10 protein-coding genes and 2 pseudogenes are annotated in these 15,918 nt (G+C 75.2%); 3 read left to right on the forward strand and 9 right to left on the reverse strand.

Features of this window, described 5'->3' with window-relative positions; all coding sequences use genetic code 11:
• Positions 1-44: 44 nt before the first annotated feature.
• The 5 genes from ACH4PU_RS04380 to ACH4PU_RS04400 form a co-directional block, all read right to left on the reverse strand.
• Positions 45-1,427, reverse strand: coding sequence for an MFS transporter (locus tag ACH4PU_RS04380; protein ID WP_398265770.1), 1,383 nt, complete (start codon positions 1,425-1,427; stop codon positions 45-47).
• Positions 1,424-1,954: a nitrite reductase (NAD(P)H) small subunit gene (locus ACH4PU_RS04385; protein ID WP_398265773.1), complete on the reverse strand. Its 531-nt coding sequence runs from the start codon at positions 1,952-1,954 to the stop codon at positions 1,424-1,426. The genes ACH4PU_RS04380 and ACH4PU_RS04385 overlap by 4 nt, the downstream gene beginning before the upstream one ends.
• Complete coding sequence (gene nirB / locus ACH4PU_RS04390; RefSeq protein WP_398265776.1) at positions 1,951-4,572, reverse strand: nitrite reductase large subunit NirB; 2,622 nt, start codon at positions 4,570-4,572, stop codon at positions 1,951-1,953. Before nirB ends, ACH4PU_RS04385 begins: the two co-directional genes overlap by 4 nt.
• Before the next feature lie 534 nt (positions 4,573-5,106).
• Positions 5,107-6,351 (reverse strand): NAD(P)/FAD-dependent oxidoreductase, encoded by a 1,245-nt coding sequence (locus ACH4PU_RS04395; protein ID WP_398265779.1) that lies wholly within the window; start codon positions 6,349-6,351, stop codon positions 5,107-5,109.
• A gap of 320 nt (positions 6,352-6,671) precedes the next feature.
• The gene (locus ACH4PU_RS04400) at positions 6,672-8,819 is read right to left on the reverse strand and encodes a molybdopterin oxidoreductase family protein (protein WP_398265782.1); all 2,148 of its coding nucleotides are present in this window, start codon (positions 8,817-8,819) and stop codon (positions 6,672-6,674) included.
• Positions 8,820-9,010: 191 nt separating this feature from the next.
• Here ACH4PU_RS04400 and ACH4PU_RS04405 point away from each other — a divergent pair, with 191 nt between their 5' ends.
• Positions 9,011-10,186 (forward strand): uroporphyrinogen-III synthase, encoded by a 1,176-nt coding sequence (locus ACH4PU_RS04405; RefSeq protein WP_398265785.1) that lies wholly within the window; start codon positions 9,011-9,013, stop codon positions 10,184-10,186.
• 417 nt (positions 10,187-10,603) lie between these two features.
• Here the strand turns inward: ACH4PU_RS04405 and ACH4PU_RS04410 are convergent, their stop codons facing one another.
• From ACH4PU_RS04410 to ACH4PU_RS04420, 3 genes and pseudogenes are all read right to left on the reverse strand, one after another.
• The gene (locus ACH4PU_RS04410; protein WP_398265788.1) at positions 10,604-11,101 is read right to left on the reverse strand and encodes a hypothetical protein; all 498 of its coding nucleotides are present in this window, start codon (positions 11,099-11,101) and stop codon (positions 10,604-10,606) included.
• Positions 11,102-11,214: 113 nt separating this feature from the next.
• Positions 11,215-12,327: a MerR family transcriptional regulator gene (locus ACH4PU_RS04415; RefSeq protein WP_398265791.1), complete on the reverse strand. Its 1,113-nt coding sequence runs from the start codon at positions 12,325-12,327 to the stop codon at positions 11,215-11,217.
• Positions 12,328-12,828: 501 nt separating this feature from the next.
• Positions 12,829-13,341, reverse strand: a pseudogene (locus ACH4PU_RS04420) (IS5 family transposase); the annotation flags it as partial.
• Here ACH4PU_RS04420 and ACH4PU_RS04425 point away from each other — a divergent pair.
• A pseudogene (locus ACH4PU_RS04425) lies at positions 13,292-13,623 on the forward strand (prolyl aminopeptidase); the annotation flags it as partial. The pseudogenes ACH4PU_RS04420 and ACH4PU_RS04425 overlap by 50 nt on opposite strands.
• Before the next feature lie 45 nt (positions 13,624-13,668).
• Here ACH4PU_RS04425 and ACH4PU_RS04430 read toward each other — a convergent pair.
• Positions 13,669-14,904, reverse strand: a complete 1,236-nt coding sequence (locus ACH4PU_RS04430; protein WP_398265794.1) for a cytochrome P450 — start codon at positions 14,902-14,904, stop codon at positions 13,669-13,671.
• 125 nt (positions 14,905-15,029) lie between these two features.
• Here ACH4PU_RS04430 and ACH4PU_RS04435 point away from each other — a divergent pair, with 125 nt between their 5' ends.
• A complete protein-coding gene (locus ACH4PU_RS04435; protein ID WP_398265797.1) occupies positions 15,030-15,803 on the forward strand; it encodes a 3-keto-5-aminohexanoate cleavage protein in 774 nt (257 codons plus the stop codon).
• Positions 15,804-15,918: the final 115 nt, after the last annotated feature.

Genomic DNA, 15,918 nt, shown 5'->3' on the forward strand with positions numbered 1-15,918 from the left:
CCTCCCAGCGGTAGCTGGGGGAGAAAGGGAGGGACCGGGGCACCTCACACCGGTTCGGTCCCCCGCCGCCGCAGATACACCCCCCACGTGACCACCAAACACACCACGTACCACGCCAGAAAGGCCAGATACGCCGGTTCACCACTCCCACCACTCTGGAACGCCTGCCGAAACGCGACGTTGATCAGAACGCCACCGAGCGCCCCGACCGCACCCGCGACGCCCATGGCGGCATTGGCATGCTGGTGCGCCAGCCGATGCGCCGCCTCGGCCTCCGCACCGCCCGCGACCCGCCGCCGCGCCGCCGCGCGATGCAGCGCGGGAATCATCTTGTAGGTCGAGCCGTTGCCGAGTCCGCTGAGGCAGAAGAGGAGCACGAACCCGGTCAGGAACAGCGGCAGCGACCCCTCCCGCGAGGCCGCGACCACGAGGCCGGTGCTCCCGGCCATCGCGGCGAACGTCCAGAACGTGACGCGCGCCCCGCCCCACCGGTCGGCCAGGACGCCGCCCAGGGGCCGGACCAGCGAGCCCAGCAGCGGCCCCAGGAAGGTGAGGGCGGCCGCCCGGACGGGCGTCGGGAAGTCGTCCGGGAACTGGACGAGCAGCACCTGCCCGAAGGCGAAGCCGAAGCCGATGAACGAGCCGAACGTCCCGATGTAGAGCAGGGAGACGGTCCAGGTGTGCCCCTGCCGGGCCACTTCGCGCAGCGGGCGGCCGGGCGGGCGGGGGCCGGCGAGGTCGTCCATGCGCAGGGCGGCGGCGAGGGCGGCGAGCACGATGAGCGGGATGTAGACGAGGACGATCAGCCGGGGGTGCCCGGCACCCGCCGTGCCGAGCACCAGCAGCCCGAGCAACTGCACGGCGGGTACGCCGAGGTTGCCGCCGCCGGCGTTGACGCCGAGGGCGCGGCCCTTCAGGTGCTGGGGATAGAACGCGTTGATGTTGGCCATCGACGAAGCGAAGTTGCCGCCCCCGACCCCCGCGACGGCGGCCACCAGCACCAACGTCGAGTAGGAGACGCCCGGTTCGAGGACGGCGGCGGCGAGCACGGTGGGGACGAGGAGGACGGCGGCGCTGATCACCGTCCAGGTCCGGCCGCCGAAGACGCCCACGGCGACGGTGTACGGCAGCCGCAGCGCGCCGCCGACGAGCGTGGGCACCGCCGTGAGCAGGAACTTCCCGGCCGGGTCGATGCCGTACTCGGGGCCGAGGAAGAGGACGAGGACGGACCACAGGCTCCACACCGAGAAGCCGATGTGCTCGCAGAGGACGGAGAGGACGAGGTTCCGCCGGGCGGTGCGGGCGCCCCCGGCCGCCCAGAACGCCGGGTCGTCGGGCCGCCAGTCCTCGACGCGCCGCCGGCGGCGGGAGGCCGGGGTGGCGGGCGGTTCGTGGTCCCGTTCGACGGCGGGGATGACGGGGTTCACGGATGCTCCCGGGGCGGGGTGGACGGACGGTCGGCGGACGGGCAGTCGGCGGACGGGCGGACGGCGGACGGAGCGGTGGTCGCGCCGGCGAGACTGTGGCGGTCGTCGGAGGCACCGGCACGGCCGTCGCGGTCGTCGGATCCTTCGACCGGGCCGTCGCCGGGCGCCCCGGCGAGGCGCACCGGCCACACCGGCAGCGCGGCGGGGGCGCCGCCGGGTGCCCCGGACTCGCCGGGCTCGTCGGGGCAGGTGCCCGAGCGCAGGTCGAAGGCCCGGTGGTACATGGGCTCGACCACGACGGGCGCGCCGTCGCGGCTTCCGAGGAGGCCGCGGGAGACCACGTACGCCCCGCTGAACGGGTCCCGGTTGCCGACGGCGTAGAGCCGGCCGGCGCGGTCCCGGAAGACCGCCACCTGGTGGCCGCCGACGAGGGCGGCGACCCCGCGTCCGGGAATCAGGTCGTCGTAGGGGCAGACGGGGGTCCAGCCGGCGCCGGTGTCGACCTCGACGGCGCGGCGGGCGGTCATCGGGCCACCGCCGGGACGGCCGGGACGCTCGGCGCGGGGAGGACGGGCGGGGCGGCCGGGCGGATCCGTCCGGGTTCGCCCTCGAAGCGGACGGCCGGGTCGGGGGTGCCGGGCGCGTTGACGAACGAGACGAAGCGGCGCAGCCGTTCGGGGTCGTCGAGGGTGGCGCGCCACTCGTCCTCGTAGGTGGCGACGTGCTGGGCCATCAGGGCGTCGAGGTCGGCGCAGATGCCGAGGGAGTCGTCGACGACGACGGACCGCAGCCGGTCGAGTCCGCCCTCCATGCGCGCGATCCAGGGGGCGGTGCGCTCCAGCCGGTCGGCGGTGCGGATGTAGAACATCAGGAAGCGGTCGAGGGTGCGGACGAGGGTGTCGCAGTCGGCGTCGGCGAGGAGCAGTTCGGCGTGGCGGGGGGTCGTCCCGCCGTTGCCGCCGACGTAGAGGTTCCAGCCCGCGGCGGTGGCGATGACGCCGAAGTCCTTGCCGCGGGCCTCGGCGCATTCGCGGGCGCAGCCGCTGACGGCGGCCTTGAGCTTGTGCGGGGAGCGCAGGCCGCGGTAGCGGAGTTCGAGTTCGACGGCGAGGGCGACCGAGTCCTGGACTCCGTAGCGGCACCAGACCGAGCCGACGCAGGACTTCACCGTGCGCAGCGCCTTGCCGTAGGCGTGTCCGGACTCGAAGCCGGCGTCGACGAGCCGCCGCCAGATGTGCGGGAGCTGGTCGACGGTGGCGCCGAGCAGGTCGATGCGCTGCCCGCCGGTGATCTTCGTGTAGAGACCGAAGTCGCGGGCGACCTCGCCGATGACGATGAGCTTCTCGGGGGTGATCTCGCCGGCGGGGACGCGGGGGACGACGGAGTAGGAGCCGTTGCGCTGGAGGTTGGCGAGGAAGTGGTCGTTGGTGTCCTGGAGGGCGGCCTGTTCACCGTCGAGGATGTGGACGGAGTTGCCGAGGCGGGGGTTGAGGGTGGCGAGGATGGAGGCGACGACGGGTTTGCAGGTGTCGCAGCCGTCGCTGCCGTGGGCAGCGCTCCCGTGTTCGTCGATGAGGCGGGAGAAGGTGGTGATGCCGGTGACGCTGATGATGTCGAAGAGTTCGGCCCGGGTGTGGGTGAAGTGTTCGCAGAGGCCCTTGGGAGCGGGGGTGGCGCCGGCGGGGGTGGTCGCGCCCTCGACGAGCTTGGTCAGCAGGGAGACGCACGAGCCGCAGCCGGTGCCGGCGTGAGTCTGCCGCTGGACCGCGCGGACGTCCGCGCAGCCGTGGTCGGTGAGGGCGGCACGGATGCAGCCCTTGGTGACGTTGTGGCAGGAGCAGACGATCGTGGTGTCCGGGAGGTTCTCCGGGCCGGGCGCCGCCCCACCCGCCGCGGAGGCCGGCAGCAGGAGCCGTTCCGGAGCGGTGGTGAGCGGGGTGCCCGCCTCGGCGAGCGGCCGGAGCACGTCGTAGGCGTCCGTGTCGCCGACGAGGACGCCGCCGAGCAGCCGGCCGTCGGGGGCGACGACGAGCTTCTTGTACACGCCGTCGCGGCTGTTGGCGTAGGTGACCTCCAGGGCGCCGTCGCCGGTGGCGTGGACGTCGCCGAAGCCGGCGACGGCGACGCCGAGGAGCTTGAGGCGGGCGGCGGGTTCGGCGCCGGTGAAGCTGCCGTCGCCGCCGGTGATCCGGTCGGCGGCGGCCTCGGCCATCGCGTAGCCGGGGGCGACCAGACCGTGCACCCGGCCGTCGGGGGTCAGGGCGCACTCGCCGACGGCCCAGACGCGGGGGTCGGCCGTGCGGCAGCCGTCGTCGACGACGATGCCGCCGCGCTCGCCGACGGGCAGCCCGCAGGCGCGGGCGAGTTCGTCGCGGGGCCGGACGCCGGCGGAGAACACGACGAGCCCGCACGGGACGACCGTGCCGTCCGAGAGCGTCACGCCGGCGACGGTCCCGTCCGGCCCGGCCTCGACGGCACGGGCGCCGACGCCGGTGTGCACGACGACGCCCAGCTCCTCGACCTTGCGGCGCAGGACGGCACCACCCCCGTCGTCGACCTGGGCGGCCATCAACCGGGGCGTGAACTCGACGACATGCGTCTCCAGCCCCAGGGCCCGCAGCGCCCCCGCCGCCTCCAGCCCGAGCAGCCCGCCGCCGACGACGAGCCCGGTACGCGCGCTTCCGGCGCGGGCGCGCAGGGCCTCCAGGTCGTCGAGGGTGCGGTAGACGAAGCAGCCGGGAGTGTCCTGACCGGTGACGGGCGGGACGAAGGGGCGCGATCCGGTGGCCAGCACGAGGGTGTCGTACGCGTGCACCGCGCCCGAGCGGGTGGTGACCTCGCGGGCGGCGCGGTCGATCACCGTGACGGGGTCGTCGAGACGCAGCCTGATGCCGGGACGACGCGCGAACTCCTGTGGCCAGAGCGACAGTTCCTCCTCCGAGACGCCGGAGAGGAACGAGGTGAGCCGGACGCGGTCGTAGGCCGGGCGCGGCTCCTCGGCGAGGACGGTGACGTGCGGGGCATCCGCACCGAGCCCTTCGGCACGCCGGACGAACGCTTCGAGGAAGCGCTGGCCGACCATGCCGTGGCCGATGAGCACGAGGTGGGGCGGGGTGCGGTGGGGCGGGGTGCTGGGGGTGGTCATGCGGTCGGTCCGCCTTTCGGGAACGTCAGCGGGTGCACGGAGGCGGCGGGGGCGGCGCGGCGCGGGAAGCGCCGTCGGGCTCGCGCCCTGGGTGCACTTGCGTGACTGCGGGGCCCCGGCGCCTTCGGCGGGGAGGACGACTCGACTGGTACGACGAGGGTCGAGGGCGTCGCATGACGGGCTCGCGCCCGATGGCTCCCTCGGGTGACTGCATGTCGGTGGAGCCCGGCGCCTTCGGCGGGGAGATCGGTTCAGCTGCTGTGGCGGGCGACGGAGGGCGAACTCGCGTCCTCAGTGCACTTGACCGACCGCGGAGCCCCGGTGCCTTCGGCGGGGAGGACGACTCGACTGGTACGGCGGCGGCGCGCGGCGGGCTCGTGTCCCACGACGCCCCGGGTGTCCTCGCCGGCTCCGCGGCCCCGGTGCCGGCGGCGGGAAGGACGGGTCTCCGGCCGGTGTGGCGGGGAACGGGCGGCCCGGTCCGCGCGGTGGCGGACGACGGCAGAGGAGCCGCCCGGCCGTCGTGGCGCGGCCTCATCCGCAGCCCTCCCCCACGAGCAGGTCCAGCGCGTCCCCCGCCACGGGCTCGCCGCTCGCCACGGCGTCCCCCACGTCGCCCACGGTCGTCAGGTCGCCGACGAGGATCGCGCCGACGGGCACGCCCCCGCGCAGCACCAGCTTCCGGTAGGTGCCGCGCGTCGCGTCGGCCAGGATGACGACCTCGGTGTCGTCGCCCGAGGCCGTCGAGTCGCCGAACGCTGCCACTTCCACCGGACCCCCGCCGAGCCGCAGGAGGCGGACGGGAGGGGCGGGACGACGCGTGCCGGCGGGGGTTCCGGAAAGCTCCGCCGCAAGGGCGGCGGCCAGGGCGTCCGCCTGTTCCCAGGCGGCCTCCGCCCGGCCGTGCACGACGTTCCGGTGCTCGGCGCAGTCGCCGATCGCGTACACGTGCGGCGCGGACGCGGCGAGGGTGTCGTCCACGACGACGCCGGTGGCCACGGCGAGGCCGGCGGCCCGCGCGAGCTCCGTGCGGGGACGCACACCGCAGGCGAGGACGGCGGTCCAGGCGTCGAGCCGCGTCCCGTCCGACAACCGCAGCCCGGCGATCCGGCCGCCGTCGCCGAGCGCCGTGGCGGTGCCCGGCTCGTGGTGCACACGGACGCCGAGCGAGGCGACGGTACGGCGCACGATGGCGGCGGCGCCCGCGTCGAGGTGACGATCCATCAAGTCGGCCCGGTCATGGATCAGATGGACCGGGACTCCCGATCCGGCGAGCGCCTGCGCCGCGCCGACGCCGAGGACTCCCCCGCCGACGACGACGGCCGTCCCACCGCTCCGGACGTCCGCCGCGATCCCGGCGCGGTCGCCGAGGGTTCGCAGGGCATGGACCCCGTCCCTGAGGGCCCCGGCGGCGGTGCGCAGCCCGGGCAGGTCCGGCAGGACGGGCGCGGCGCCGGTGGCCAGGACGAGGGTGTCGTACCCGGCGGTCTCCCCGCCGGCCGTGCGCAGGGTCCGTGCTCCCGGGTCGATCGCGACGACTTCGGTGCCGGTGCGGACGGCCGCCCCGCCGGTGGGCAGGGCGACGGCGCCGGACGCGTACCGGCCGCGCAACAGGCCGGTGAGGAGGGTGCGGTTGTAGGGCGCGTACGGCTCGGCGCCGTAGAGCGTCACCCGCGCGCTCCCGCCCGGCGCGAGCGCGAGCAGTTGCCGCGCGAACCGGGCGGCGGCCATCCCCGCCCCGACGACGGCGACGCGGTGGGGGACGTGGGGACGCGGCACCTGCCGCGCGACGGACGCCGGGACGGGCGGGGGGACGGCGCGCGCTCGGCGCCCGTCCGGTCCGAGGCCGTCCCCGTCGGCGCTCAGGGGGCCCGTCCCCCGCCCTGGCGTCCCCGTCGGCTGTACGCCCGCCGCGCCTGCGGCCGATGATGCCGCGGCCGCCGACGGCTGCCTCCCGGGCGGCGTCCTGGTCCGGGCATCCGGTGCCGGCGGGACCGTGGCGGCGTCCGCGGGCCGTACGGCCCGGCTCCGCCGGCCGGCGGACACCGGGGAAGCGCCGGCGGCCACGCCCGGCCCTCGCGCCCCCGCCATGATCTCGTTCACCGCGCGGCCTCCCGCTCCGCCGCCTCCACCCGTACCGCGCACACCTTGAACTCCGGCATGCGGGAGACGGGATCGAGGGCGGGATTGGTGAGGGTGTTGGCGCGGCCGGGGCCGGGCCAGTGGAAGGGCATGAAGACGGTGTCGGGCCGGATCCGGTCGGTGACCACGGCGGGGGCGGTGACGCTCCCGCGCCGGCTGGTGACGGTCAGCGGGGCGCCGTCGGCGACGCCCAGCCGGGCCGCCAGCCGGGGGTGGACCTCGACGAAGGGGCCCGGCGCCGCCCGGTCGAGCTCCGGGGTGCGGCGCGTCTGTGCGCCGCTCTGGTAGTGGGCGAGGACCCGCCCGGTCGTGAGGCGCAGCGGATAGTCCGCGTCCGGTTCCTCGGCGGCGGGCCGGTGGGAGACGTCGGCGAACCGGGCCCGGCCGTCCGGGGTGGCGAAGCGGTCGAGGAACAGCCGCGGGGTCCCGGGGTGGTGGGGCCGGCCGGCGTCGGTGCGCGGGCAGGGCCAGAAGACGCCGTCCTCGGCCCGGATCCGGGCGTAGTCGATGCCGGAGTAGTCGGCCTGGCCGCCGGCGGACGCCTCCCGCAGCTCCTCGAAGGCTTCCTCGGCCTCCGTGGGGAACCCCTTCTCGACGCCGAGGCGTTCGGCGAGCCCGTGCAGGACGTCGAGGTCGGTCCGGACGCCGGGGGGCGGGGCGAGGGCCTGGCTACGGAGGATGACCCGGCCTTCCAGGTTGGTCATGGTGCCGGTCTCCTCGGCCCACTGGGCGGTCGGCAGGACGACGTCGGCGAGTTCGGCGGTCTCGGACCGGACGACGTCGCAGACGACGAGGCAGTCGAGGGCGCGCAGCCGCTCGGTGACGTGCGAGGCGTGCGGGGCGGAGACGACCGGGTTGGATCCCATGAGCAGCAGGGCGCGTACGCCGCCGTCGGTACCGAGCGTGTCGAGGAGTTCGTACGCGGAGCGGCCGGGGCCCGGGAGGGTGTCGGGGGCGACGCCCCACACGGCGGCGACGTGCGCGCGGGCCGCCGGGTCGGTGATCGACCGGTAGCCGGGCAACTGGTCGGCTTTCTGGCCGTGTTCGCGTCCGCCCTGGCCGTTGCCCTGCCCGGTCAGGCAGCCGTAGCCGCTGTGCGGGCGGCCGGCCCGGCCCGTCGCCAGGCACAGGTTGATCCACGCGCCGACGGTGTCCACGCCCTTGCTGTGCTGCTCGCCGCCGCGCGCGGTGAGGACCATGCCGGTGGGCGCGTCGCAGAACAGTTCCACGGCCCGGCGCATGGCGGCCACCGGGACGCCGGTGATGCGTTCGACCCGTTCCGGCCAGTGCGCCATGGCTGCTGCGCGGGCGTGCTCCCAGCCGGTGGTCCGGGCGGCCACGAACGCCTCGTCCACCCGCCCGTCCGCGACGACGAGGTGGAGCAGACCGAGGGCGAGCGCGAGGTCCGTGCCTGGGGCCGGGCGCAGGTGCAGGTCGGCGGTCTCGGCGGTCCGGGTGCGGCGCGGATCGACGACCACCAGCTTGCCGCCGGCCGCCTGTTGGGCCCGGAAGTAGCGCATGGCGGGCGGCATGGTGTCGGCGGGATTGCCGCCGACCAGGATCAGGCAGCCGGTGCGGGCGATGTCCGCGAGCGGGAAGGGCAGCCCCCGGTCGAGACCGAACGCCGCCCGCTGGGCCGCCGCGGCGGACGACATGCAGAACCGGCCGTTGTAGTCGATGTTGGCCGTGCGCAGCGCGACCCGGGCGAACTTGCCCAGCAGATAGGCCTTCTCGTTGGTGAGGCCCCCGCCGCCGAACACGCCCGCCGCGTCGCGGCCGTACCGCGCGGCGGCGTCCGCCAGCCCTCCGGCGGCCCGGTCCAGCGCCTCGTCCCAGCCGGCCTCCCGCAGCCGGCCGGTGCGCCGGTCACGCACCAGCGGCGCGGTCAGCCGGACCCCGGGCGCGAGCACGGCCGCGGCCGAACGGCCCTTGCCGCACAGCGCTCCGCGGTTGACCGGGAAGTCCGGCCGCTCCTCCACCACGACGGCGGCGCCGCCCGGCCCCGTGCCGGGAGACTCCGGGGAAACGATACGGCGCAGCCGCATGCCGCACTGCAGGGAGCAGTACGGGCAGTGGGTGTCGGCCGGCTGTGCTGCTGAGGTCATGCCGGTAAGCGTCATCCGCCCTCGTTACCACGGTGAAACAGCCGTGTTGCCGTGCGCTCACATGGCACACACCTCGGGCGCTACCCGATGTGCGTCCGCCGACACGTTCTTGTATGAAAGCATGCGGGGTCCTTACGCCCCCGTGACTGCGGCGAAATGACGGCTTAATCCCCGTCGGGGAATCTCGGCCCATGGGAACAGCCGTGCCGGGAGCGCCCGGTGAGCCGATCGGGCCGCTGACGGGCCTCACGGTGGGGGTCACCGCGGACCGGCGCCGCGACGAACTCGCCGCCCTCCTGCTCCGCCGCGGCGCCTCGGTGACCGTCGCCCCCGCCCTGCGCATGGTGCCGCTCGCCGACGACGCGCTCCTCCGCGCCGCCACCGAGGCGTGCCTTGCCCGCCCCATCGACTACGTGGTGGCCACCACGGGCGTCGGCTGGCGCGGCTGGATGAGCGCCGCCGAAGGCTGGGGCCTCGCCGATTCCCTGCTCACGGCCTGCCGGGAGGCCGCCGTCCTCAGCCGTGGCTCGAAGACGACGGGGGCGCTGCGCGCCTGCGGACTGCGCGAGGACCACGCGCCGGAGTCCGAGACCATGGACGCGGTCCTCGCCTGGCTCCTCGCCCGCGACCTGCACGGACGGCACGTCGTCGTGCAGGAACACGGCGCCCCGACCGCCGGCTTCACCGACGCGCTGCGTGCCCGGGGCGCCCACGTGACCGCACTCCCCGTCTACCGCTGGGGCCCGCCCGAGGACCCCGACGCCGTACGCCGACTCGCCGCCCGGACGGTACGTCGGGAGATCCACGCGCTGCCGTTCACGAGCGCACCGGCGATCGAGGCGTTCCTGGCCGCGGCGGGCCCGGGACGGGACGACGTCCTGGCCGCCCTCCGCCAGGACGTGGTGGCGGCCTGCATAGGCCCCCTGTGCGCCCGCCCTCTTGTGGCGGCCGGAGTCCCCTGCACCTGGCCCGACCGCGGCCGCCTCGGCTCCCTCGTCCGCCTCCTCACCGACGAACTCCCCCGCCGCCACCGCCGCGAACTCACCACCCCGGCGGGCCCCCTGACCATCCAGGGCACGGCCGTCCTGACCGGCGACACCCTCCTCCACCTCCCACCCCTGCCCGCCGCCCTGCTCACCGCTCTGGCGGAACGCCCGGGCACCGTCCTCAGCCGCGCGGAACTGGTGCGCCGGCTGTGGCCGGTGGCGGGGGGCGGTGTGCTCGGGCGGGAGTCCGAGCAACAGCAGCACGCGCTGCGCGCGTTGGAGACGACGGTGGGGCGGCTGCGGGGGGCGTTGGGGGCTTATGGGGGTGTGGTGGGGACGGTTACTAAGAGGGGGTATCGGTTGGTGGGGGCGGGGAGGTAGGGGGGAAGCCCTGCGCGCGGGGACCGCCACCAGGGCACACAGGCGGGTGCACTCGGCGAGGGACCACCCCCGCACGCGCGGGGACCACTTCTCCATCGGGTTGGGATCACACGGCGGCCGGGGACCACCCCCGCATGCGCGGGGACCACGCGGGCAACCACTCGTCGACGACACGGGCGGAGGGACCACCCCCGCACGCGCGGGGATCACTTCGCTGTTGGCTATGACGGGAGTTTCGCCCAGGGACCACCCCCGCGCGCGCGGGGACCACGACGGTGGCCCAGTGGCTCAGGACCGAGGGCAGGGACCACCCCCGCGCGCGCGGGGACCACAGGCCTCGACCTGGGACTCTACCCGGACCCACCCCCGTTTTTGCCCACTTCCACAGATCGCGACATAAGGCCTGAAAGCCACACATCACACAGCCGCAGCCCCCCGCTCCACCGCCGTGACCAGCATCGCGCCAATCGGAATCAGCCGGTGATTCAGCGCGTCGAGCGCCTGCCGTTCCGTCTCCGGGATGTGCCACTCCTCCCACCACCCGGCCTCCTCCACCGAGCAGGACTCGAAAGCTTCGGCCTCCCAGGCACGAAGGAGGTCCGCAGCGTAAGGAACAGCCGGACGGGCCTGGTGGGCGTAAGCCTCCAGCAGGGCGATCATGTGGCTGTCCGGGAGGTAGCCGCGCCAGGCGGCGAGGAGAGTGTCGACGATGCCGACGACGTCCTCCAGCCACAGCACGTGCTCGGTCACCCAGCCCTGCGGATCGGGGCAGGCGGGCATGCCGGGCAGCAGGCGCCGCTGGAGCCCTTCGCGACGGTGGAAGAAGTCCTTGCCCAGGGCCACCTCTTCACTCGTGGGCAGCCAGGCGTTCCGGCTCAGGACGGTCACGGCGGCATCGAAGGGATGGGTCGTCATTCCGCCACCCTACGCGGTGCGGAGTGCCGCTCGGGAGGGGAGGTTGTGCCTGTTCAGGGGTGGTTCGACGGCGGTGTGACGGCACGTCGCCGCACCACCCCGCCGCGGCCCGGTCAGCATGCCTCGTGGACGTCCGCGACCACGCAGCTCACATTGTCCGGAGCACCCGACGCGTGCGCCAGGGCGACCAGTTCGCGAACGGTCCGTTTCGGATCCCCGCCGGCGGACGCCACGCGTCGTACCGCCGCGTCCGGGACGACCGCCGAGAGGCCGTCGGAGCACAGCAGGTACCGGTCACCCGTCCGCACCTCGCGCAATCGGACGTCGGCGACGGCCCGTTCCCCCGCGCCCAGCGCCCTGAGCAGCAGCGCCCGTTGTGGATGGGAGGCGGCCTCCTCGGGCGTGAGGGCTCCCTGTTCGACCATCGCGTGGACGAGCGTGTGGTCGTGGGTGATCTGGAAGAACTCACCGCCGCGCAGCAGATAGGCACGGGAATCGCCGATGTGGACGAGGGCCATGCGGGAGCCGGTCACGAGCAGCGCCGTCAGGGTGGTGCCGGAAGCGGCGGAGCCGTCCGCCGTCACGCCGTCCGCCGTCACGCCGTCCGGCGCCGCGACTTCACGCACCGCCCGGTCCGCCCGCTCGACCGCCTCCTGAAGGGCGTTGAGCAGGTCACCGACGCCCGGGTCCTCGAACCCCTTCAGCGCCTCGACCGCCGCGGCGCCCGCCCGTTCGCCGTGATCGCCGCACCCGTCCGCGACGGCGAGGAGGCGGGGGCCGGCGTAGGCGGTGTCCTGGTTGCGCGTCCGGACGGACCCGGTGTCGGAGAGGGCCGCGCAGCGGATGCACGGGGACGAGCTGTCGGGCGTCGTCATCACAAAGTGGTCCTTCGACGAGAGGTGGTCGACGAGGAAGGCGGCGAGTTCGCGCCGGGTGGCGAACGCCGTCTCGGACTCGGACCAGAAGGCGCGGACCTCCTCGGCCGCCGCGGGAGGCGCCGCGTCGTGGAGTTCGCACACCCGGCGGATCCGGGCGAGCGGCATGCCGACCCGCCGCAGCCACGCCACGAGCCGGGCCCGTTGGAGCCGGCCGGGATCGTAGAAGCGGTAGCCCGTGGCCGGGTCCACGCGGGCCGGGGGCAGCAGGCCGAGGTCGTCGTACAGGCGGAGCGCCTTCGGCGGGAGCCGGGACGCCCTGGCGAACGCCCCGATGGTCAGCAGTCCCATGGCCGGTCCTTCGTCCTTCGCCCTTCCTCACGCCGGGCCCGTCGCCCGGCGCCCTCCGATGCTGGGGCTTCCCCCAGGGACAAGGTCAACCGCCGCCTTCCGGTTAGGGCCTGTCTGACGGGTCTGTCACCCCCGTCAGACTGGGCAGCTCACAGTGGTTCTCGTGCGCTCCTGAGAGGCTTCCGGGCGCCCCTTGTGGTGCCGGTGTGCGGGCCGTGGGTGGGGAATGCTGTCGGTCAACTCACCACATGTGCCGACACGCGCACGCCCTTTGGGAGGCATCTCATGAACAGTGTTCGCCGACTGGCCGCCGCTAGTGCGGCAAGTGGCCTTCTTGCGCTGGCAAGCATCGCGCTGGCCACTCCCGCTCAGGCCGCCGATGGCCACGGCGGCCACGGCCTCCTCGGCGGCCTCCTCGGTGGCCTCCTCGGCGGCCTCCTCGGTGGCCTCGGTCTCTGATCCCGACCGCGATGTGCTGAGCGGCCGGGTACGCCAGGCAGGTCACGGGCGTAGCCAGAGGCGGACCGCGGCGAGTGTGACCGTGCCCTGGAATACGTAGGCGCGCTTGTCGAACCTGATGGCTACGGCCCGGAAGCTCTTGAGGGCGTTCATGGTGCGTTCGACTTCGTTGCTGCGTGCGTACTGGGCCCGGTCGAAGCCGGTGGGTCTACCGCCCGCGCTGCCGCGGCTGCGGCGGTGGGCCCGCTGGTCGCGACACTCGGGAATGACGTGCCGGATCTGACGTCGTCGCAGGTAGCAGCGGTTGCGGCGTGACGAATACGCTTTGTCGGCGCTCAAGCACTCGGGGCGGGTACGCGGGCGCCCTCCGCCTGGGCGCGGAACGCGGATGCGGTCGAGGACCGGGATCATCTGCGGCCCGTCACCCCACTGCCCCGGAGTGAGCAGCAAGGCGAGCGGGCGACGCCCGCCCTCACCGGCCAGGTGGATCTTCCCCGACGCCGCTCCCGCGCCCTGCACCGGGCGGCCGCCGAGGGCCCGCCGCGGCTTCGTCCGGATCGCCGCCCACTACTTCGCGCACGGCGCCTGGTTGGAGGAGGGCGCCCTGCTGCGGGACGCGGGCCGGCTGGCGGGGATCCCGGGGGTGCTGCTGCACGGCCGGTTCGACGTCGCCGGGCCGTTGGTCACCGCATGGGAACCGGCCAGGGCGTGGCCGGGCGCCCGGCTGGTCGTCGTCCCCGACGCGGGCACCTGGGCAGCGAGACCTTCCGGTCCGAGGCCCGGGCGGCGCTGGACCGGTTCGCCGCCGGGGAGGGGACGGGGGCCGGAATCAGGTAACGACCACAGGGCGCCCGTGCGTTACGGCCGTCGCCCACCGCTCCCTCACCGGGACACGGGCAGCTCCCGCGGCCCCCGCACCAACAGCCCCGGCCGGTAGGGCAGAAGCGCCGGGTCGGCGGCGAGCCGCAGCCCCGGCAGCGCGTCGAAGAGCAGCGGCAGGGCGACCGTCGCCTCCAGCCGGGCCAGCCGGGCGCCGAGGCAGAAGTGCGGGCCGTGGCCGAACGCGACGTGTGCGGCGGCCCGTTCGGGGCCGGGCAGGTACCGGCCCGGACGGAAGGCGTCCGGTTCGGGGAAACGGCCGGGGTCGCGGCCGGCGGCGGCGAGGACGACGAGGACGGAGGCTCCGGCGGGTATGACCGCTCCCCCGCCGAGGTCCACCTCCTCGGTCGTCCGCCGCCAGGTGGTCCCCTCCAGCGGGCTTGCGTGCCGCAGGGCCTCCTCGGCCACGGCGTCCCAGTACCGCCCGGTGGTGTCCTGCCGGGCGGCCGCGAGCTCGTCGGGGTGGGTGAGCAGCAGCAGGGCAGCGGAGGCGAGGAGGTTCATGGTCGTCTCGTAGCCCGCGAACAGCAACAGGAAGGCCATGGCGAGGAGTTCCCCGTCCGCCAGGCCGCCCTCCCGGGCGTCGTGCACCAGGGAGCTGAAGAGGTCGTCGCCGGGTGTGCGCCGTTTGTCGGCGATGAGCGCGGTGAAGTACGCGTGGAGGGCGGTCCAGGCGTCGTCCACCGCGCCGGGGGCGAGCGCGTCGGCGGGCGATCCGACACGGTACGTCCATGTGCGCAGGTCGGCACGGTCGGCCTCGGGCACGCCGAGCACCTCGCCGATGACGAGGACGGGCAGCGGGAACGCGAACGCGTCGACGAGGTCGGCGGTGCCGTCCCGCTCCAGCCGGGCCGCGAGGTCCCCGGCCAGCCCGGTGGCCAGCCGTGCGATGCGCGGCCGGAGGGCGTCGACGCGGCGCGGGGTGAACGCGGCGGCGGTCAGCCGGCGCAGCCGGGTGTGGTCGGGGGCGTCGGAGTTGAGCATGTGCCGGGCGAGGCATGCCTGGGCGCGGCGGGCGGGCGAGTCGGGCCGGGGGCGGCCGGCGGCCCGCGGGGGCACGTTGGAGAAGCGGGGGTCGGCCAGGACGGCCCGGGCCTCCCGGTAGCCGGTGACCAGCCAGGCGTGCGTGCCGTTGGCGAGTTCCACCCGCGCCGCGGGGCCGCGGGCGCGCAGCCGGGCGTAGTACGGATAGGGGTCGCGCGCGAAGGCGGGGTCCGCCGGGTTGAGGAGATCGGCCACCCGCTCATCCTCACCGACGGAGGGGCCCGGGCACCGGTGCGGCAAGGGTCAGGGCGGACGGGTCCGCCCTGTGGGATCCCTACAACAAGACGGCTGTTGTCAGACCCTGCTGCCATGCTGTCGACATGATCCTTCAAGCGTGTCTCAACGGTCCCCGCGCCCGGCGGGAACATCCGGATCTGCCCGTCACCGCCGCCGAACTGGCGGAGGCGGCCCGGGAAGCGGTCGCCGCCGGGGCGGTGGATCTCCATGTGCATCCGAAGGACGCCACCGGTGCCGACACCCTCGACCCCGCGGCCGTCGCGGAAACCGTGTCGCGCGTACGGGCCGCGGTGCCGGGGGTCCCGGTCGGGGTCACCACCGGCGCGTGGGCGATGCCCGACCCGCGGATACGCGCCGGGCTGGTCCGCTCGTGGACCGTCCTGCCGGACCACGCGTCCGTCAACTGGCACGAGGACGGCGCCGACCTGGTCGCCGCCGCCCTGACCGAGCGCGGCGTCGCCGTCGAGGCGGGCCTGTTCTCCGGCACGGACGCGGTGACCCGCTTCCGCGCCTCCCCCTTCGCGGGCACGGTGCTCCGGATCCTGGCCGAGGTCATGGACACCGGCCCGGCCACCGCCGAGGCGACGGCCGGTGCCCTGCTGGACGAGCTCGGCACGGACCTCCCCGCCCCGGTGCTCCTCCACGGCCAGGACGGCAGCGCCTGGCCCGTACTCCGGCTGGCCCTGCGCCGGGGCCTGTCGACCCGCGTCGGGCTGGAGGACGTCCTCCACCTCCCGGACGGCTCCCGGGCCCCGGGGAACGCGGCGCTCATACGGGCGGCAGCGGCCCTGCGGGTTCCAGCGGCGGGGCAGGGGCCGGGGAGCTCGGGTGGGGCCGACGTCGGACCATCCGCGTGAGTCCGGCGGCATCCGGCGGTCCGCCGGCCGGGTGAGGGCGTAGCGGCCCACATCGGGGACGCCGGCGGCGACCCGCGGCGAGGCGCGCCCGCTCCGCACCGAAGCCGTCGCCCGG

It is taken from the genome of Streptomyces sp. NPDC021100 (genome assembly GCF_044333095.1).
Taxonomy (GTDB): Bacteria; Actinomycetota; Actinomycetes; order Streptomycetales; family Streptomycetaceae; genus Streptomyces.